Here is a 19,058-nt window from a genome sequence, read left to right as displayed (position 1 = left end):
ATTCATGATGCGGGCCTGTACGTGCGCTGAAAACGCACCGTTGAAATCGTTTAAAACTACTGTATTTTTACTCTGTCCCCATCTATGCGATCTAACGTTGATAGACGGACCTGCCGCGGGAAAATGTTTCAACAATAGCGATATCGGCCAATTCTGAGGGGTCGGCGACCAGCGGGTTTTTTTCAAGGATGACGAAATCAGCCTGTTTGCCGGGTGTGATACTCCCCTTCTCGTCTTCTTCAAAATACTGATAGGCAGCTCCCAGAGTAACCGCGTGAATAGCTTCCATAACAGATGCTCTCTGGCCGGGCCCGAGAATGTAACCGCTGCGAGTCTCACGATTAACCGTTATAGCTATCAAGCGCATGATATCGGGCGGCACGATGGGTGAATCATTATGGATCGTAAATGGGATGTCCCGATCGATTGTGGCACGTACCGGACTGATGAATTCCGCCCGCTCATCGCCGAAGCTCAAGCGGTGCCAGTCTCCCCAGAAATAGGAATGTACCGAATAATAAGAAGGAATAATATTCATTGCCTTCACCCTGTCCAACTGATCTTCCCTGATTAACTGTGCATGAATTATGACAGAACGATGGTCTGGCATAGTCTTACCCGCTAACGCCATTTCAATACCTTCGATCATCAGATCAATGGCGGCGTCCCCATTGGCATGAGCCAATACCGGTACCCCTCGTTCCAGTAATCCTCCTATGCGGGCCTTATAAACCTCGGGGTCGTAACTGGGGTAGGCAACATAGTCGGCCGAGGCGCCAGGTGGCCCTTCATTGTAAGGCTGGCTCATCCAGGCCGTTCTGCCCTGCGGTGATCCATCAAGGGTAAATTTAACACCCCCGATGCGGACGCCCCAGGTGTAACTGTTGTCCTGGCTTACTTCTGCCAATCGTTCATCCGTCAACGGATTTGCCATTATGTAGGCGACAATATCGACATTAAACGGTTCCGAACTGCCAAGTTGCTTTAACCGATCAACATAGGCAACTGAAACATTGCTGTCCTGAATAGTAGTTATGCCGTATCCCGCGTAAATATCCACTGCGTCTCGAAGCAATTGCGCCTGGCGCTCAGGCGTTTGCTCAGAACCGGCACCGGGAAACAAACCCATGGCTGTCTCCTCGATCACGCCGTTGGGTACATTGCCACCCGGCCTTCTTCGGATTACTCCGCCTTCGGGGTTAACCGTTTCCGCGGTAATGCCGGCTTGTGCCAAAGCCATGGAATTGGCAGACAATAAATGTCCCGAGACATGACGAATAATAACCGGATGTTCTGTAGACGCCCGATCCAGATCATCACGATCCGGATGCTGTTGCTCAGCTAATAGGGAGTCATCATAGCCAAAGCCGTAAACCAGTTCACCGGCCGGTATTTGCTCCTGCTCAATATAGCGTTGTAGAAGCCGGACAATATCATCAGCACTTTCCACACTTCCGACTGGAGGTGATGATAAATCCAGTAAATCCAGATAACGCGCCACCGCCGAAAAATGGCCATGTGCATCAATGAAGCCTGGCAACAAAGTATGATCGCCAAGCTCCACCAGGCGGGTTGTTTCGCCTCTCAGTTGGAGCAGCTCCTGTTGTGTGCCCGCTGCCACGATACGATCGCCGATTACCGCGACAGCAGTGACGTCGGAACCATCCATGGTGATTATATTCTCGCCAACGAAGAGGATATCGGCTATCTGGCCGGCCGGTTGCGGCGGCGAATCACAAGCCGACAGACAGAGCAGGAAAAGCCATACCAAACCATTCCGTGCACTCTTTATTCCCAACACGACAGTCTCTCCTGGCTCTTTTTTTTACGGATCTCTGATTAATTCCCACAATGTCCTGGTAATTGATCAGAGGCCTCTTGGATTTTCAATAGTGTTAATAAATCGGTCCTCACTGGTATTGCACTGGGTGGGTAGCAATCCTGATACGTGATTCCATGTAGGTAATGGATTCACCGTCAATCTCGCTGAAATAGTGCGGCGTTCCCGGCTGCAGCACCAGCACATCACCGGCACTCACCCGGCGGGCCAGACCGCCGGTGACACCGTTGCGGGTGCGGATGATATTGGGATCGGTGGACTCGGCCAGAGGCAGATTCAATAACCCCCCTGTCACGAGGGTGCCGCTGCCTTCGAGAATGCGGTACACCTCGACGCTGAACGGGTGCAGTACCGCATACTGCTCCACCGAACTGCTGCGCCGTCGAACCGACACGCCCGGTGAAATACTGACCGACCAACCGCCAGCAGACGCAGAGCTTGCCGCCGCCTCATCCAGTTCCGCCATGATTTCACTGGCCGACATAAAAATTCCCGGCGGTGCACCTGCGTCCTGTGCCATTGCAGGTAGAGACACAATAGCGAGTAAACTGGTGAAAAATAGCTTCTGGAGATTTGTTGTCATTGTTATACACCTCGAGGCAATGGGATGTTTGCCTGTTTATACACCAGTCTCGTAGCCAGCGCACCCCAGTTCGAATTCAGCTCTACCCAAAAAATAATGGGGTCAGAGTAAAAATACAGTACTGTATTTTTACTCTGACCCCATTTATTCCATTTATTACCGACCCCATGTATTACTGACTCCGATTATTCAACATTGAGCACCCAATTCGCTGAAATCTCCCCTGGCAGCGAGACCAGGCTTTAATCGTAAATATCGATAACTATTATCGATATTAATCGTTTTACCGATTAACCATAGGGCGCTACATTAGGATCCGTAAGCTAATTAATTAAACTTTTGAGAGGTAAGTAATGACTGTATCCCGTGTACCAGAGGTGATATTCAAGACCCGCGTAAGAGATGAGTCGGTGGGTGGTGATAATCCTTTCCGTTGGCAGGACTTGAGCAGCGAAGAAATTTTTGCTGGCCGTCGCGTCGTCGTGCTGGCCCTGCCAGGAGCTTTTACTCCAACCTGCAGCAGCACCCACCTGCCAGGCTTCGAAAAGCACTACCAGGAATTCAAAGAATTAGGTATCGATGAAATTTACTGCCTGAGCGTGAATGATGCTTTCTCGATGTATCAATGGGGCAGGCAGTTGGGTATAAAAAACGTGAAAATGTTGCCCGATGGCAACGCGGACTTCACCCGTGGTATGAACATGCTGGTGAAGAAAGAAAATCTGGGCTTCGGCGCCCGCTCATGGCGCTACTCGATGCTGGTCGAGGATGGTGAGATCAAGAAGCTGTTCAGTGAAGAAGGCAAGTCTGACAATTGTCCGACCGATCCTTTCGAATGCAGCGACTGTGACACGCTCTTGAACTATCTCAGGGAGCTCAAGACGCAAGCCGCTTAACAGGCAACGTTCAGAGAGACTAACCGAAGGCAAGACCAATGGAGTCAGTAGACTCCGCGACCGGGCCCCTGATCTGAGTTTGACGGACCCGGGTCGCTCCTGCATTATCCTGTCTCACTCTGAATACTCAGGTTTCACCAATGCCAGGCAAGGGTTTCCGTCATACCGGCCCCGGCGCGATAGTGGCGGCGGCCTTCATCGGCCCCGGCACTGTGACGGTATGCACCCTTGCCGGTGTCAACTTCGGTTTTGGGCTGCTATGGGCCATGCTGCTGTCGGTGCTGGCCACCATAGTCCTCCAGGAGATGGCCGCACGGGTGGGCCTGGTTACCGGACAGGGTCTCACCCATGTGCTGCGCGAGCAACTTCGTCATCGGCCTTTGTACCGTGCCGTCGTGTTATTGCTGATACTCTGTGCGGTGGTGGTGGGCAACGCCGCCTATGAGGCTGGCAACATCAGTGGCGGACGCCTCGGCCTGGAAACACTGCTGGGATTGGAGGGTCAGGCCACGGCGCGCTTCCTGAGTCTCCCCATCGGTGCAGTGGCGTTCGTGCTGTTGTATCAGGGAAGTTACCGCCTGCTGGAGCGGGCGCTGATCCTGCTGGTACTGCTGATGAGTCTTTCGTTCCTGGTCACGGCATTGCTCACCCGACCGGATCCTGGAGAACTGCTGCGGGGATTGCTGGTACCTGCCCTCAGTGATGCCAGCCTGCTCACCGTTGTCGGGCTGATAGGTACTACGGTAGTTCCTTACAACCTGTTTCTGCACACTTCGCTGGTGGCTGCCAAGTGGCAGGGACCAGCCCAGTTGCGCGATGCCCGACGCGATACCGTCATTGCCGTGGCCATGGGCGGCCTCGTCTCCATGTCCATCATCGTTTCGGCTGCTGCCGTGGACAGTGCTGGCGTGCGCAGTGGCGCCGACCTGGCACTCAGTCTGGAACCACTGTTTGGTGAAATGGCACGCTATCTACTGGGGATCGGCCTGTTTGCTGCCGGTATCACCTCGGCAATCACCGCCCCACTGGCGGCAGCCTACGTAACCAGCGGCTGCCTCGGTTGGGGCAGCCACATGAAACACCCGGGCTTTCGCGCCACATGGATGGGTGTCCTGGCACTGGGTGTGCTGTTCTCCTCACTGGCAATCAGCCCTATAGAGATCATCCGCTTTGCCCAGGTGGCTAATGGCATTGCCCTGCCAGTGGTGGTGGGGGTCCTGCTGTGGCTGATGAACCGGGAGTCTGTCCTGGGTACTCACATAAATCGTATGTTCCATAACGTCACAGGCGGATTGATCTTCATATTTACCGTAGCGCTGGGCTGGCGTGCCTTGATCCAGGTGGTGGCTTCCATCCAGGCGGCTCCCTAGGGAACTGGCGCAATCGCATAGGTCGCATAGGGGACACCAATAGTTTAATAGCTTAACAAATCGATAGATTCGTTAAGCTATTAAACTATTGGTGTCCCCTATGAACTGCCCGAAGGGGCTTTCAGGCGAGCCGACTGCATTCATGCTGCTTTTCAACAGCCGTTAGGTAGTGGAGGACTACTTCGATTAGAATATCTGAATATATGCTTTTCGAGGGGCAGGGCCCAAAGGAAAATAGCTTTCCCTGACATCTGACAGGAGATTTACCCGTGACGAAAGTGCGCATTATAAAAAGTTGGCCGCCGACCGAAGACGATGGCCTACCCGATCTGTTCAGGCGGATAGGCAGGTTTGGGGTCTTGTCGCAACTCGCCATTATTACAGTTGATGCCGCTTTCATGGTGTATGTGCTGATCATACGGGGCCTGAGCGAAGGCGTGGGCTTTCGCGAGATTGTGGTGATGTTCGGCCTGGCAATAATGCTGGTCACAACTTACATCTTTTTCCGGTACAGACAATTCGGTCAGCGAATGCTGTCCTTGGATAAGGTTCCGGAATTTGACAAGGTTGTGTCTGCGTTGTGGTTTGGTCTTTGGGTAAGCTTTGCAGGAATTGTCTTATCGCTCTTGCTGCTGTTCACCGCCGTTTCTCGTTTGGCGTTGATGATGTTGGCCGCACCGCAGTCGGGTGGCGCCTTGCCCCTGGCACCGGTAAACGTTGGATTTTTATCTGCATTGGATGGCGTCAGCCTGATGGGCTCACTGATCGTCTTGACAGTAGAACTGGTTCTTGTCGGCTTGACGCTCTGGTTGCTGTTCTGCACCTCTGAGTACGAAGAGTACGAAGACTGAGGCGATCAGTCGGCAACAGCGACAACAGGGGACACTGATAGTTTGATAGCGTAACAAATCGATAGATTCGTTACGCTATCAAACTATCAGTGTCCCCTTAGAACGCTTGTCTAAGCTCCAGTATGGCTAACCTCACCGTTCGAACTCACGGTCCAACTCTGAATGCCGGGATTATGATAGAACGCACCCGTGCCGCGATCAGCAACCACTGCTTCGCGAGTTAACTGCACGTTACCCTGGCTGTCCGTGGCCCGGCTCTGCAGTATTGCGTCGCCACCATTCCATTCCCAGGGAATGCTGAACCTGCATAAGGCCTTGTCCCATTTCTCGCTCTCGATCAATGCATCTGCCCAGGTACGGCCCCCGTCTGCGCTGACTTCAACGCCCCGTATACTGCCGCTGCCAGACCACGCGAGTCCGGTAATTTTATAGAGCCCCGCGCCTGGCAGTGTCATCTCACCCGAAGGTGAGGTGATAAGTGACTTGGTCTCCATAGGAAAGGTGAACTGCCGGGCTGTTCTATCCGGCAGAACGTCAGTGTATTTGCTGGTTTCGTCGCGGAATTGCGCTGGGTTTCGCATCAGCTTGAGCTGCGCCAGCCATTTCACGCTGATATTCCCTTCCCAGCCTGGAACGAACAGGCGCATTGGGTAACCCTGTTCCGGACGAATCGGCTCACCATTCTGAAAAAGTGCGACCAGCACATCATCGAGAGCTTTTCCGAGAGGAACAGATCGACCCATACTGGCACCATCCGCACCGACAGCGGCGACCCAGCCCGCATCTGGCAAGATGCCAGCCTCATCAAGAAGCGTAGCCAGTGGAATCCCCGTCCATTCTGCACAGGACACCAGACCGTGAATGCTCTGGGCAGAACCGCCCGGGATGCCTTGAGTATTTGACCTGCCATTACCCGAACACTCAAGGAAATAAACCTTGCTCACCATCTGGTACTTCAACAGATCCTCGTAAGCGAAAACCAGCGGCTGCCTGACCAACCCATTGATTACCAGCTTATGTCCGGCAGGATCGATATCAGGGATGCCGGCATGGTGACGCTCGAAGTGCAAACTGTTCGGAGTAATGATGCCCCGCATATGCTGCAACGGCGTTTGCGAAACACCGCCTCCAGGGTAAATGGGATCGGGAGCGCGAGCCAATCTCTGCAATCCGCTATGACGGGATGGCGCGCCGTAAGCACTGGGGCCTGGACCGGGAGTCTTCGCCCAGCCAGGGATTTGTAAACTGGCCTCCGCACCCAGCACGGTTCCTGCAGCGGCGAAGCCCATACCACCCACCCCCAACTCGAGTAAATGGCGTCTGCTGATAAGACCGTTGGCAGCAACTTTTTCGAATTCGCTGGTTTTCATTGTTCGCGCCTTCTTGTAGAGAAACTTGATACAGATGTAGAGTGTAAAATGGGGCGCGGATTAATAAAAGGGCCAATTCAGGAGGAAAGAACACGGGGGAGCGCAAACGACATCCACAACCTGTCCTGAATCAGAGCTGCCCCGCAGGGACCAACTGATCAAGCATGCGCGGCCGCAGGTGAGGGTGTAGGGACACTGATAGTTTAATAGCTTAACGACCATCCCTTGGGATTGACTGAAATTGGCTCAACGATTCGAAGCGAATACAGCGATCAAATATCTTAAGCTATTAAACTATCAGTGCACTCTGTCATCGAAATTGGAATCGAGCACCTGCCGGTGTGACAGACAGCAATGGCCTGTCGTCATCCGTGGCTGCCGAGACCGGAAGTAAACGAATCAACTCCAGCTTTATTTGACCGGAAGGGAAAGAATTCCGACTGCTGTCGGTGGCTTCTCAGGCCTGCAACCCTGTCAGCGGCCGGGTACCATCATCGCCAAAAGTCTCCGCTTCAACGCCCACCGCGGCCAGCATGTTGTTAAAGAGTTCGCTTATCGGGGGTTCGTCCTGATAGACGATATGGCGCCCGGGGCTCACAAAGCCACCACCGCTGCCTGCCAGCAGTATCGGCAGGTTTGAGTGGCGGTGGTGGTAATCGCCGTCTTCAATCTCGCTGGAGAACAGCACCAGGGAGTTTTCCAGCATGGTCCTGCCACCTTCCTCAATGGCGTCCATGCGGTTCAGCAGGTAAGCGAACTGCTCCACCTCCCAGCGGTCGATTATTTCCAGCTTGGCGAAGTTTTCAGGCCTGGACTGATGGTGGGAGAGGCTGTGGTGGGCTCCGCTGACGCCGAGAAAGTCGAAGCTGCGGTTGCTGGCGGCGTTACCCAGCATGAAAGTAATGAAACGGGTCATGTCGCATTGCATGGCCACCACCATCAGATCGATCATGCTGCGGGCTGCAGCCGGCAGATCACCCTCTCTTCTGCTGACCACTGAGTCCGGATCCGGCGCGGCACACACACTGGGCTCGGCTGCGATGGATTCGATCTGAGTTTCCAGCGCCCGCAGTCCGGTCAGGTATTCGTCGAGCTTGAGTCTGTCACGGTATCCCAGGCGCGGCTTGAGGGCCTCGGTTTCATCCTTGACGTAGTCGAGAATGCTGGTGCGATAGTAGTGGCGTCTGGCGATCTGCTCTGCCGTAAGGGCGCCATCGCTGCCGCCAAACATGCGGTCGAACATCAGCTGGGGATCGATGATTTTCGGTAGCGGTGTCGATGGCCCTGCCCAGGAGATATTGCGGGTATAGGCGCAGCTGTAGCCGGAGTCACAGGTTCCGACGTTGGCCCCGCCTTCCAGGCCCAGCTTTAGCGAAGGAAACAGGGTGGCAGAGCCGAGTGCATTGGCGGCGGCTGAACCGGGAATTGTAGCGTCTGCGGCGGTTCATGGCGGGTCTCCTGCCGCGCTGCTGCGGGTACGGAAGGGCTCGCTGCTGGCAATGAATTCCACCAGACTGCGGAAGCTGTGATTGGACTCCACGAAGGATTGGGTGATCGACTCGAGATGAGGCTCATCGTAGTCGGTGGTGCCGCGGCCCATACCATAGGTAAAAAGCTTCTCGGCCACGCAGGCCGGGAAGCGCTGGTCCTCTGCGGGCATGTCCACCATTTCGGCCGGATCACTGAAGGGACCGGCGCCGTACAGTACGCCGGACGGGTCGATAGGCGTGCCGTTCTCGATGCTGCGCCAGGTGCCGATGCCGTCGAAATTCTCCAGCCCCAGGCCGATAGGGTCCATCAGGTCATGGCACACCGCGCACTCTTCCCGTTCACGGTGTTGCGCCAGCACCTCGGCCACTGTGCCGTTGGCAATCGCTTCTTCCGCGAGGCCCTCGACGCCAGGTGGCGGGGGTGGTGGTTCGGCGCACAACAGCTCGCCCAACACCCATTTGCCCCGTTGTACAGGTGAGGTACGGGTGGGGTAAGACAATACCGCCAGTAGCCCTGCCTGCCCCAGGATACCGCGCCGGGAGGTGTCAGGGCCCAGGTCCACCCGCGTGGGCTGCACGTCGAATTCACCGGCGAGGCCATAATGGTCAGCCAGATTGCTGTCGACAAAGGTATCGGTGGCGGTCAACAGTTCCAGCATGCTGCGCTCTTCGTCTATGAAGGTGCGGAGGAACATGTCGGCCTGCATCTTCATCGAGTCACGAAGTGATTCCCGCCATTCCGGGAACGCCATGGGGTCCGGGATAAGGTCAGCGATACCTCGAGTGCGCAGCCATTGTCCGGCGAAGTTTTCCACCAGCGCCCGCGAGCGCGGGTCGTCCAGCATTCTGTCAACCTGTTGTCGCAGCACCTCCAACTGCTGCGGCTGACCCTGACTGGCCAGATCCAGCAGCTCCTGGTCCGGTGCCGTGCTCCAGATAAAGTAGGACAGGCGGGACGCAAGTTCGAAATCGTCCAGTGCATGAACGACATCAGTGCCGGGCTCGGCATCCAATTCGACGCGAAAGATGAAATTCGGTGACTGCAGTGCCGCCGCCACCGCCAGGGTGATGCCGGTGTTGAAGACATCACCTTCGGCCTTCGCCAGTTCCACCAGGCCACAAAGCCTGGAGACTTCCTCCGTGCTCGGCGGGCGCCGCCAGACGCGCAGCAGAAACGATTCAAGAATCAACGACCCGCAGGCCTGCTCGCCCATTTCCTGTGGATCGCAGATCATCAGGCGCCGCGCTGCCGGATCGATCTACAGGGGCCCTTACACCTGGAACCAGTCCACCAGCAGATTGCGGTCTTCCGCCAGATCGGGGTTGTAGTAATCATTGAGGAACGCGACGCCGATCTCCGGGGTACCTCCGCTGATCTGTGCAGTGGTTTGAATTTCCTCAAAGCTGCCGGAAGCGGCAGCCACTTGCGTAGTGAGCACACTGCTGCCATCGACCATAAGTGCTGACTGTACCAGGTCGGGTCCGGCCTGCATGGGTGAAACCCATGCCGTCAGCCTGCGGGTCCCGTCTACCGGCAGCGGGATCCGCATTGAACAGCTGCCGTTGGACCAGAGATTCCAGTATTCGCCGGTGGCGCCGCCGACGCTGCAATCGCTATCCTGGGCGTAGAGTGACCAGAGTCCGGGTGAGCTCTCCAGCGAAACGAGCGCTTCGGCCAGATTCCACGCGGCCTGCTCGTAGAGCTCCACATGCAGCGGTGACAGACTGAGAACCGCGGCGATATTGTCGAAGCCGAACACGATGTCGTCGGCCGGAAAGTTATCTGCCGGTTGCTGATTGGTACCGAGCAGATCCCTTATGGTGTTGTTGAATTCCGTCCGGTTCAGTCGATGTAGCGTTTTCACATTCAATGCCGGGAGATCGTCAGGCGGATCCACGAAAGTGGTCAGAATGAAGGCTGCGACGTCAGCGGCGCAGTCGTTGTCGCAACGTGTGACATCGTCCAGCGGCATGGTCTGTGCAATGGTCTCGATGAGTTCCGCCAGCGGTACGTCGCTGGTCAGGGCAGGCGCCACGCCACCGCTGCCACCCGCGCCGTGGCAGATTGCGCACTGGGATTCGTAGGTGCTGCGGCCGCGTTCAGGGTCGCCGGGATATGAGCCGTTGCCCGGGTCGGGATCTGGCGATTCCGGGTTCAAGTGCACCGCTTCCAGCAGATTGAAAATGACCACCGGAGCATCAGACACCAGGCCCAGTAACACCGAAAACAACTCACCGCCAGGCAGTTCAGTCTGATAGATCTCGATAGTCAGCCGCTCTGGTTCGAATTCGCCCGAATTGGCCTCGGTAGAGGAGGCCTCGTTCACCGCTTCCAGCACGAAGAAGTATTCGCCGTCGAACTCGACACTGAAGCGCAACTCGAGCGGGCCGAGACCATCGACATCGACACGGGGAACAAGCAGGTAGCCATCAATCAGCTCCGAGCGACCGGCGTGGGCGAGCTGAGTGAATCCGGCAAACAGCACTATCGCTATGAGCCATCCAGACGGATTTTTCTTGAATTGACCAGCCACAAAAACTCTCCGGAGAGTGCAGTCTTAAACAGGGGAGTTCAATAATAAGAAAATAATTTATAGCCGAAGCCTGGTATTGTTCAGTTTTGTGACAAGTGACTCAAAATCACATGGGAATTAAGTCGGCTGTTGTTATCAGAGTGATACCGAGGAGGTTACACGACCCGGCAGGCTCCACTCGACGAGAGCAACTGGTTCGAAGATTTACGCATAAAGTTATATCTTTGTTAGTAACAATGAGTTAATGCATTGGTCATTGCTTGAAACTGGCCTATTTTCTCTCGATTTAACCTGTTTTAGCTTATTTTCCGCTACATACCCTGAATAGCCGACACTGATTTGCACTCTGCATGACCAGCAACAGGGAACACTGAGCACAAAAACGGGAATCTGATCCAGACAGAGAGTCCAATCGATCAATACGGGGCCGTCACTTGAAGCCCGAGATCCTGCGCGTGTGGGACGAGAACCGGGACTGCCCCTGAGAAAAAAGAGCGAAACATTTTTGACACTACCCGCAGGTTCGATAAACAGCTATGTTTCTATGAGTTACAAACCTGAGCTGTTCCATCAAGTTGTGCCCATGTCACATAACCCAATGATCTTGTTAAGTCAGAGTTGGTCGACCGGTTCGCGGAGTCGCACAATATCGGTGAGGAGCAAACTTCTGATAGAATCCCGTCACTCAAAATGCAAACGGATTAAATCACCATGAAACAGCTTTCTTTTTCCGCTCGACTTCGGCTGAAGTCAGGGCTGAAGCTCCTGATCCTGTTGCTGTCTTCCGTCGGCGGGATTAGTGCTTCCCATGCTGCCACTGTTGTTGATGTGCAGACGCTATTCGGTTTTTTTACGCTCGAGCTTTATGAAGAGCAGGCTCCAGCGACGGTGGCACGCTTTCTGCAAAACGTAGACTCCGGGGTGTATAACCTCACCTTTGTGCATTGGGCCCAGGGAGGTACGGTGCGGGGTGGTCTGTTCCGGTTGGAGTCCTGCAGTCAAGGCCCTTTCGAAGCTGCGCCTGGCGTCAGACACCCTCTTGAAGTAACGGGTCTAAACAACGTGTCCGGGTCCTTTGCGATACGTCGCGACCCGCTCGACGCAGGACAGCTCAGCAACGAATGGCAGTTGAATATCGCCAATGGCGTTGAAGACGACGGGTCGGGTTCGGCTCCGGTGGTAATCGGGAAGATCATAGCAGGTCAGGCGGTGGTCAATGCCATTCATGGCCAGCCGCGGATTTCGCTTGGTCCAGTGCTCCCTTCCATCCCGCTGGTAAATTACTGGATTGATTACCCTTTCTACAACTGCAATCTGATGACACGCGACAACTTTACCTTCGTGGTCATGGACAGCCGTCAGGTAGCTAATATTTTCGATCCGACTTCGGAGCAGATACATGCGCAGCTTGACATCGGAGAATCCGCTTATCTTAGCCTTTCGTTCCAGCTGGAATCGCTCGAGGAGGGCACATTTCGGGCCTTGCCCGATTCGATTGTCGCTCTCGACGAGTGGAACAGGGGCATGGCCAGATTCGATTTTGAGACCGGCGAGTTGTTTCTGCCTGAAATTGCGGTGGGCGATGACGTGCTGTTTATCGATGTGGTCTTCACGCTGACGGATCCCGAAAACCTTATCTTTACCCTGCAATCCCTGAATAACCCTTGATGAGACCGGGCCTGCCGGGAGCCCAGGGGACACTGATAACTTAATAACTTAGCCAATCGATTGATTCGTGAAATTATTAAGTTATCAGTGCTCCCGCTTTTGTCCGTTCGCAGCACTGTCCGATTAATCCATTGCATAGTTTCGATACCCGCAGCGGGCGCGGCACGCAGCAGGCCAGCCATAATGAATTCAGAAAAGGCTTTGAAAACGACTCCAACCAGAGCGCAAGAAGCAGGCAGAAGTAGATTGTCCAATGAAATGTCATAAATATCTCCCTAGCTGTTGAACACCCGCTGACCACGAAATAGGACGTTGTAAAATGACGCCACGGAAAGCGCGCACAGCCCGACTTCGATAGCAGTTGCCAGTTGTATCTCCACGGGTGGTATACCATCAAGCAGCATAGCCAGCAGTCTTACACTGCCGTAGCCGCCATATACCGCTATTGAAAGCAGAAGGCCTTTTTGAACTGCAGATGGCCACGACGCGCAAACCACGATCACCAGCCCGCAGAGTAAAAGCAAACCACCGGGAGCTCTCAGCTCTGACAGCAAACCCACCGACAGCTCGCCTTGCAGGCCGTAGGAAGACAGCATGCTTACCGGGTCCAGAATTATAAAGCTACCGATTAACACAGCGCCCCAACCATTCACGTGTAATTGAGCTCTGATTAAGCCGTTCACGCGGCTACCCTCCACAGGCCAGTCTTGGCGACTTCCCTTGCGAATAATCTGAAGTCTCTGGGTTCGCGGCCAAGCGCCCGCTTTACACCATCGGTGAGAGAGGAATTACGGCCGTCCAATACGGTGGCAAACAGATAATCCAGCATCCATACTACGTCCTGTGGCGCTCCTGAAGCTTTCACCTCATTAACAAAAGCGTCATGTGGCACATCCAGATACGTGATTTCGCGACCGATCGCTGCCGATAGGTCCGCCGCGATGTCAGTGAATCTCATCAGACGTGGACCAGTTAATTCGTAAATCTGACCGTTGTGACGATCCTGAGAGAGAGCAGCCGTGGCCACTTCAGAGATGTCATCCACATCCACAAAAGGCTCCTGCGTATCGCCTGCAGGAAGCGCGATTTGTCCGCCAAGCACCATGTCAATAAATGCGCCTTCCGAAAAGTTCTGGAAGAACCAGCTTGCTCTGACTATGGTCCATTCCAGACCGCTGTTGATAACGATCTGCTCGCAGGCCTGAGCCTCTTCTTCACCTCTGCCAGACAATAGCACCAAACGCTTGACTCCTTTCGCTACAGCCAGGTCCACGAAAGCTTTAATTGTGTCGGTTGCGCCCGGCATGGCCAGATCAGGCGCGTAGCTAATGTATACCGCCTCTACGTTCTCAAGGCACTCATCCCAGCGGGACTCGTTGTTCCAGTCGAAGGAGGGACTGGATGAGCGTGATCCCACTCGAACTGGTTTGCCCATAGTTTTAAGATTCTCCACGATGCGGCGACCAGTCTTACCGGTGCCTCCGGTTACTAAAGTGAATTTTTGATCAAGGTTATGCATAGGTCTCTCCTGAATTGATCTCGTCGATTAAAGAAGTCAGTAGAGATCTTAGTGGTTCAGGAGGCGATACTATTGACAGCTAATGCCAAGTTTTTGGCCGATGCTGCCAATTTCTGGGGCAGGGCCTACTGTGATGGGAAGATCCGGGATTGGGCGGAGAGACGATAGGAGCGCGGAGTCTGACCTGCCCAGCGCTTGAATGCCCGATTGAACGAGCTCTGCTCAGAGAAACCCGTGAGAAAGGCGATGTCACTGAGAGAATGTTTGCTCTGCAACAGCAACTGCTCTGCCAACTCGCGGCGTGCGCCGTCCACTAGCTCCTGATACGTGAAGCCTTGCTCAGCCAGCTTGCGTTGAAGGGTGCGGCCACTCATGGCCAGCGCACTGGCTGTATCGCTGACATTAGGAATTCCCTCGCTCAGGGCATTTGCAACTTGCGTCTTTACTTGCTTGTCCAACGAGTCTTCGTTGTAAAACTGAGTAATCTCTGCTTCGAGTTGAGCTTTGAAATATTTCGCAATTCCAGCATCAGCGAGTTTATTACGCCCTTGCATGGATTCCTTTGCGATCAGCAGGGCATCGCGGTCAGTATTAAAATGCACCGGACACCCAAAGAACGCCTCGTGATCTGACGTGATCTCAGGCCCTGCGTGTTTAAAGAATACACCATACAGCTTCACTGGTTGGGCTGCTGCTTCGCGACTTATTGTAAACATACTTGCGACCGTGGCTTCGTTGGAAAGTCTCGTTCCCAAATCCCGGCCCCCGTCTCGGAGAAGATGGGCGAACGAGCCATCATCTGTAGGCTCGATTTCATAAACAGCAACGCTGGTCAAGAATCGCCAGTATCGTTCCGCTCTGGTAAAGGAGGCTCTCAGGTTGGAAGCTGTTTTCCACGCCAGGCCGAAGACGCCGTAGTCATCGCAGCACATGGAATTGCCTGCACGCAGCGGTAGCGTGTGACCGGATTGCTCTGCCACGGCGATGTTTTCTAAGAATCTATAGTAGTCACTGTCGCTTACCATAACTGATGGATCGACTGGCGCACCTGGATCAATACCAATTGATGCCAGCATGGCAGAAACGTCGATGGACTTTTCAGCAATACGCGCAACTTTGTGTGCAAAAAGTGAAGTAATCTGTCCCATAGGTAAACTGAATTTACGTGTACTGATGGAATATAGATCAGCAGATGAACATCGGCAACGGGGACACTGATAGTTTAACGACAAACCCTTGGGATTGGCTGAGATTGGCTCAACGATTCTAACCGAATACAGCGAGCAAACTTCTTCAGCTATTATACTATCAGTGTCCCCTAGGCTCCTTATCTGCTCGTCTGGCTCAGTACCTGGATATTACCGTAGGCATTCAACTCATTAATCCAATCGAACGTGATCTCGTAGAACATATCCCCAACGAGCAGCTTAGGCACATAATATTGGTAAATACCGTCGCCGAACATGAAGGTCGCAGCGTCGTCACTCAGCAGAGTCTTGGATCTGAGTGGCGCCCCGTATTGAAAGTAAAAAAGCAGATTCTCTAAATCCACTTCAAATTGGGCTGCCTGGAGCCCCTGCTCTCCGCGATCTACTTCGGGCAGAAAAATGGTGTTGTCCTGTGGATTGAAAATTGCAAACGATCCTACATTGACGGTCCCCGTTTCGCCGGCCAGATTTGTCGGAGAAGCGATACCTGGCCCGCCCAACCGGTTAAGGGATTAAAATCCATTAAGCGGTTAAACGTTTCCTGGCAGACGAACACGGTCGGTGCCTCCTTTGAACTCCAGGGAGATCGTCTTCACATCGCCGGAAGGGAGGACCGAGTCCGGAATGAGGTAGCCTTGCACTATCCCTGCCGCATCTTCGAACGCGGCGGTAGCAAGCAGGATTGACTTGTTCTTGGTTGAGCCGCTCAAGTCTTCTGGAAACGTGAATGTCTGCCTCTCGCTCCCGAGGCTGCGTGCGGCCACAAGAGTTACGCCGGCGAGATTCTGTTCTTCAGAGCTTGACGTAAACAGCTCGATGAATTGAATCGTGCCGTCCACATCGCTGTACGTCTCCCAGACGACCCTGTTTGGTTCCGCATCGGCGTTGGTATCCACCAGGACAGGATGGACGTCAATTATTTCGATATTGCCGAACACAATCGAATCGTAATCCAGCAGATACATACGAAGTTCTATGAATTCATCGTCCAGAACCAGAGTAGGAATGTAGAGCGAGCTATTATTCTGAAATATCGATGGATGCGCGCTTGGATCGATTCCTTCGCCATAGAGGTAGAAGCCATCCCGCAGGGTAAATTCCAGTGTTTCCAGATCAATGTCGAAATTGAGATTCGCAACACCGATACCTGGGGCATCGACAACGGAAACGTTAAGAATTCCAGCGCTGAGGTCTGCTGTTGCTGCTGGCTCAATCGCGACCCCGGAGCCCTGCCCACTGTAGTTTAGCGGCGAGACTATTTGCGGATTACCGTCACCGTCCATCGATTGAGTTCCATTGAGTGGTTAGTCTTCCCGGACGATCTCCAGACTATCGACGCTTCCAAGATAGAGAATCCCGCCATCGAGGGGCAGGAAACTCTCGGGTATGTAATAATCGGGAGGCAGTCCGGTTCGCTCTACAAACCGCTGGGTTGCCAGCAACACATTCCTGCCCGCTGTGTCCCCGGTCAGCGCTGTATCCAGCACCAAGCTGCGTCCGGGCCCTGTCGCTCCGCCATCGTCCTGATTTCGGCTAAATAACGTTAGCCCCTCCCAGCCTCCCTGGCCGGATTCAGATGTGTACAGTTCAACGTATTGCACCCTGCCGTCGGAACTGGAGAAAACTTCATTTATCTGCCATTGGTCAAATGCCGAACTGGTACCCGAGGCGAACGCACAAACGAAAAGGAGGATTAGAGTATTCTTATAATTGCAATACATAGCATTCTCTCTGCAGGCTTTCGGCCGAAAAGCTGATTGATAACTATACGATTAGTACGGGTCCGCGCAATCAGGCAGTGTCCCCCTGGGCTCCCTAGAGAGCCGGCATCCGCCCCAGTGTTGCCATGGCCTCGGTGACAATCTGCAGATCCAGTAGAAACTGATCGATGCGTTTGAACTCGTTGGCGTTATGCCCGGTATATTTTTGATCCGGCATCGCCAGGCCAAACTGCACCCCGTTGGGCAGGTCATGAATCGAGGTGGCGCCGGCCGAGGTGCCGAACTCACGGGGCATGTCCAGAGTTTCGGTGGCGATATCCAGCAGCGCATTGACCCAGGCGCCTTCCGGATTGCGATGCATCGGTTCAGCGGCGCTCAGGTCAAAGCTTACGTCGATTCCGTTCGCCTCCGACCAGGCCAGCAAACGGGACTCGATCTGCTGCAACAGTTCGGCCGGCTCCTTACCTGCCGGCAGTCGCAGGTTGACAGCCAGCCGCAGGACTCGCTCTCCGTCACCGATGAACGTGACAGCGGTAGTCAGCGGTCCCATGAAGGGGTCGCTATAAGCGATGCCCAGCGTATTTCCCAGGTAATCCAGGCCCCAGTTGACCGCGGCATAGTGAGCTATATCGGTAATGTGATTGTGCTTGAACAGCTGTTGGGCATCCATCCGGTGTAGAAAATCCAGTAAACGGGAGACCGGATTGACGCCGGATTGGGGTTCCGAAGAATGCGCAGACACCCCCTGCACGATCAGGAGTACCCGATCCGATTCCGCGCGGGCCTGAATAGCAAAATTGGCGCCGTTGGCAGCCCGGTACAATTGCCCTGCTTCTTCCAGTGTGGCCGCCAGCTGTTGCGGTTGCGCAGAGAGAATAGTCGCGGTTGCTGCGGCGGGAATCTGATTGGTCGCCAGGCCACCAGTAAGATTTATTATCTCGGCACCTTCACCGGAGCCACGCCGGACCGGGAAGCTGGCCATCACGGTGCCGAAGCCTTTTTCGGCAATGACAACGGGATAAGAACCATCCAGGGCAATGTTATAGGCTGGCACCGGATTCTCTTCGAAATAGTAGGGAATCGCCTCTCCGGTAGTTTCCTCGGTGGTATCAACCAGTAACCTCAACGTCCTCAGCAACCCGAGGTTCTCTTCCTGAATTACGCGCATGGCGTAGAGCGAAACGACGATGCCGTTCTTATCGTCTTCAGTGCCACGTCCGTAAAGGCGATCGCCTATACGGGTGACCTCCAGTGGGTCCAGTTGCGTGCCGTCTTCCAGAATCCAGAGCGCCGGATTGACAGGCACCACGTCCGCGTGGGCATGAAAGCCAACCAGTTCCTCACTGTCGCCTGCCAGGGTGATTTCGTAAACACGCTCATCGATATTACGAAAACTGAGGCCAAAATCATTGGCCAACGTGGTCAGGATCGCTGCGAACCGGTGGAACTGGGGATTGTCATGCTGGGGAATGTTCTCGTCCTGATAGGTGGGGACAGCAACCAGCTGACGCAAGGTCTCCAGAGCCTCGTCACCGTAACGTAACCGGGTATAGATTCCCAGTAGCCGGTAAAGCTCGACGGACTGCGCCTCGTTCAGATTTTCGTCGTTACGATAGGCTGTTGCGACGCCCGCTGTTTCAGGTGTAATAACAGCTGACCCGGAAAGCTGATCGAGGAATTGATCGAAACCGGTCACCGGACGCGTTTCGAAATAGTCAATGAGCTGGTCGATCTGCTGCCGATCCAGATTGGCGAACGTCCATGGTGAGACAAGCAGAAACGATAACAATATCAGTGAGGCGGTGTAGTATCGAAGTGTAAACATGGCGTGAGAAATCAGCAGCTTTCGATAAAGAGTGGAAAAATCAGTGTAGCGGCTCAGCGCGTCTGTGTCGACCGGTGAGGACCGGGAGCCGACAGATCGCCTGACTCCCTGGTGCGACACAGTAAACGCCACTCTGATACTGATATACCGGCTCCGGACCGACAGCGGAAAATTGGGGACACT

General features: G+C 54.3%; 17 protein-coding genes. 4 read left to right on the top strand and 13 right to left on the bottom strand.

What is annotated here, in order from left to right; genetic code table 11:
• Positions 1 to 91: 91 nt before the first annotated feature.
• Both R3F50_09085 and R3F50_09080 read right to left on the bottom strand, forming a co-directional pair.
• Positions 92 to 1,801: an amidohydrolase gene (locus R3F50_09085; GenBank protein ID MEZ5490457.1), complete on the bottom strand. Its 1,710-nt coding sequence runs from the start codon at positions 1,799 to 1,801 to the stop codon at positions 92 to 94.
• Between the two features lie 109 nt (positions 1,802 to 1,910).
• The gene (locus tag R3F50_09080; GenBank protein MEZ5490456.1) at positions 1,911 to 2,423 is read right to left on the bottom strand and encodes a hypothetical protein; all 513 of its coding nucleotides are present in this window, start codon (positions 2,421 to 2,423) and stop codon (positions 1,911 to 1,913) included.
• 353 nt (positions 2,424 to 2,776) lie between these two features.
• On the opposite strand from R3F50_09080, the gene R3F50_09075 reads away from it, so the two are divergent.
• From R3F50_09075 to R3F50_09065, 3 genes are all read left to right on the top strand, one after another.
• Positions 2,777 to 3,319, top strand: coding sequence for a peroxiredoxin (locus R3F50_09075; GenBank protein ID MEZ5490455.1), 543 nt, complete (start codon positions 2,777 to 2,779; stop codon positions 3,317 to 3,319).
• 140 nt (positions 3,320 to 3,459) lie between these two features.
• A complete protein-coding gene (locus R3F50_09070; protein ID MEZ5490454.1) occupies positions 3,460 to 4,689 on the top strand; it encodes an Nramp family divalent metal transporter in 1,230 nt (409 codons plus the stop codon).
• Between the two features lie 269 nt (positions 4,690 to 4,958).
• Positions 4,959 to 5,540 carry a DUF3611 family protein gene (locus tag R3F50_09065; GenBank protein MEZ5490453.1) on the top strand — a complete coding sequence of 194 codons (582 nt, stop codon included), beginning with the start codon at positions 4,959 to 4,961 and terminating at the stop codon, positions 5,538 to 5,540.
• Positions 5,541 to 5,650: 110 nt separating this feature from the next.
• Here the strand turns inward: R3F50_09065 and soxC are convergent, their stop codons facing one another.
• From soxC to R3F50_09045, 4 genes are all read right to left on the bottom strand, one after another.
• Positions 5,651 to 6,910: a sulfite dehydrogenase gene (gene soxC / locus R3F50_09060; protein ID MEZ5490452.1), complete on the bottom strand. Its 1,260-nt coding sequence runs from the start codon at positions 6,908 to 6,910 to the stop codon at positions 5,651 to 5,653.
• 457 nt (positions 6,911 to 7,367) lie between these two features.
• Positions 7,368 to 8,336 carry a DUF1552 domain-containing protein gene (locus tag R3F50_09055; protein ID MEZ5490451.1) on the bottom strand — a complete coding sequence of 323 codons (969 nt, stop codon included), beginning with the start codon at positions 8,334 to 8,336 and terminating at the stop codon, positions 7,368 to 7,370.
• Positions 8,337 to 8,354: 18 nt separating this feature from the next.
• Complete coding sequence (locus R3F50_09050) at positions 8,355 to 9,635, bottom strand: DUF1592 domain-containing protein (protein ID MEZ5490450.1); 1,281 nt, start codon at positions 9,633 to 9,635, stop codon at positions 8,355 to 8,357.
• A gap of 36 nt (positions 9,636 to 9,671) precedes the next feature.
• On the bottom strand, positions 9,672 to 10,934 hold the full coding sequence (locus R3F50_09045) for a DUF1587 domain-containing protein (GenBank protein MEZ5490449.1): 1,263 nt from the start codon (positions 10,932 to 10,934) through the stop codon (positions 9,672 to 9,674).
• A 711-nt stretch (positions 10,935 to 11,645) separates the two neighbouring features.
• On the opposite strand from R3F50_09045, the gene R3F50_09040 reads away from it, so the two are divergent.
• Complete coding sequence (locus tag R3F50_09040; GenBank protein ID MEZ5490448.1) at positions 11,646 to 12,602, top strand: peptidylprolyl isomerase; 957 nt, start codon at positions 11,646 to 11,648, stop codon at positions 12,600 to 12,602.
• Between the two features lie 275 nt (positions 12,603 to 12,877).
• On the opposite strand, the gene R3F50_09035 is transcribed toward R3F50_09040, so the two are convergent.
• The 7 genes from R3F50_09035 to R3F50_09005 all read right to left on the bottom strand — a co-directional run bounded on the left by R3F50_09035 (position 12,878) and on the right by R3F50_09005 (position 18,875).
• Positions 12,878 to 13,285, bottom strand: coding sequence for a DUF4345 domain-containing protein (locus R3F50_09035; protein MEZ5490447.1), 408 nt, complete (start codon positions 13,283 to 13,285; stop codon positions 12,878 to 12,880).
• The gene (locus R3F50_09030) at positions 13,282 to 14,121 is read right to left on the bottom strand and encodes an NAD(P)H-binding protein (GenBank protein MEZ5490446.1); all 840 of its coding nucleotides are present in this window, start codon (positions 14,119 to 14,121) and stop codon (positions 13,282 to 13,284) included. The genes R3F50_09035 and R3F50_09030 overlap by 4 nt, the downstream gene beginning before the upstream one ends.
• A gap of 125 nt (positions 14,122 to 14,246) precedes the next feature.
• Complete coding sequence (locus tag R3F50_09025; protein ID MEZ5490445.1) at positions 14,247 to 15,269, bottom strand: AraC family transcriptional regulator; 1,023 nt, start codon at positions 15,267 to 15,269, stop codon at positions 14,247 to 14,249.
• Between the two features lie 179 nt (positions 15,270 to 15,448).
• Positions 15,449 to 15,673: a hypothetical protein gene (locus R3F50_09020; GenBank protein MEZ5490444.1), complete on the bottom strand. Its 225-nt coding sequence runs from the start codon at positions 15,671 to 15,673 to the stop codon at positions 15,449 to 15,451.
• A gap of 186 nt (positions 15,674 to 15,859) precedes the next feature.
• Positions 15,860 to 16,612: a hypothetical protein gene (locus R3F50_09015; GenBank protein ID MEZ5490443.1), complete on the bottom strand. Its 753-nt coding sequence runs from the start codon at positions 16,610 to 16,612 to the stop codon at positions 15,860 to 15,862.
• A gap of 21 nt (positions 16,613 to 16,633) precedes the next feature.
• Positions 16,634 to 16,819 carry a hypothetical protein gene (locus tag R3F50_09010; protein MEZ5490442.1) on the bottom strand — a complete coding sequence of 62 codons (186 nt, stop codon included), beginning with the start codon at positions 16,817 to 16,819 and terminating at the stop codon, positions 16,634 to 16,636.
• A 325-nt stretch (positions 16,820 to 17,144) separates the two neighbouring features.
• Positions 17,145 to 18,875 carry a dipeptidase gene (locus tag R3F50_09005; GenBank protein MEZ5490441.1) on the bottom strand — a complete coding sequence of 577 codons (1,731 nt, stop codon included), beginning with the start codon at positions 18,873 to 18,875 and terminating at the stop codon, positions 17,145 to 17,147.
• Positions 18,876 to 19,058: the final 183 nt, after the last annotated feature.

This window comes from Gammaproteobacteria bacterium, assembly GCA_041395725.1.
Lineage (GTDB): Bacteria > Pseudomonadota > Gammaproteobacteria > Pseudomonadales > Pseudohongiellaceae > NORP240.
Note: the sequence above shows the minus strand (reverse complement) of the source record. Positions and strands in the feature narration are given on the sequence as shown.

Excerpts from the sequence above, each read along its gene's own strand:
- R3F50_09080 (MEZ5490456.1), bottom strand. The coding sequence starts at position 2,423 with ATGACAACAAATCTCCAGAAGCTATTTTTCACCAGTTTACTCGCTATT.
- R3F50_09075 (MEZ5490455.1), top strand. The coding sequence starts at position 2,777 with ATGACTGTATCCCGTGTACCAGAGGTGATATTCAAGACCCGCGTAAGA.
- R3F50_09070 (MEZ5490454.1), top strand. The coding sequence starts at position 3,460 with ATGCCAGGCAAGGGTTTCCGTCATACCGGCCCCGGCGCGATAGTGGCG.
- soxC (MEZ5490452.1), bottom strand. The coding sequence starts at position 6,910 with ATGAAAACCAGCGAATTCGAAAAAGTTGCTGCCAACGGTCTTATCAGC.
- R3F50_09050 (MEZ5490450.1), bottom strand. The coding sequence starts at position 9,635 with ATGATCTGCGATCCACAGGAAATGGGCGAGCAGGCCTGCGGGTCGTTG.
- R3F50_09040 (MEZ5490448.1), top strand. The coding sequence starts at position 11,646 with ATGAAACAGCTTTCTTTTTCCGCTCGACTTCGGCTGAAGTCAGGGCTG.
- R3F50_09030 (MEZ5490446.1), bottom strand. The coding sequence starts at position 14,121 with ATGCATAACCTTGATCAAAAATTCACTTTAGTAACCGGAGGCACCGGT.
- R3F50_09025 (MEZ5490445.1), bottom strand. The coding sequence starts at position 15,269 with ATGGGACAGATTACTTCACTTTTTGCACACAAAGTTGCGCGTATTGCT.
- R3F50_09015 (MEZ5490443.1), bottom strand. The coding sequence starts at position 16,612 with ATGGACGGTGACGGTAATCCGCAAATAGTCTCGCCGCTAAACTACAGT.
- R3F50_09005 (MEZ5490441.1), bottom strand. The coding sequence starts at position 18,875 with ATGTTTACACTTCGATACTACACCGCCTCACTGATATTGTTATCGTTT.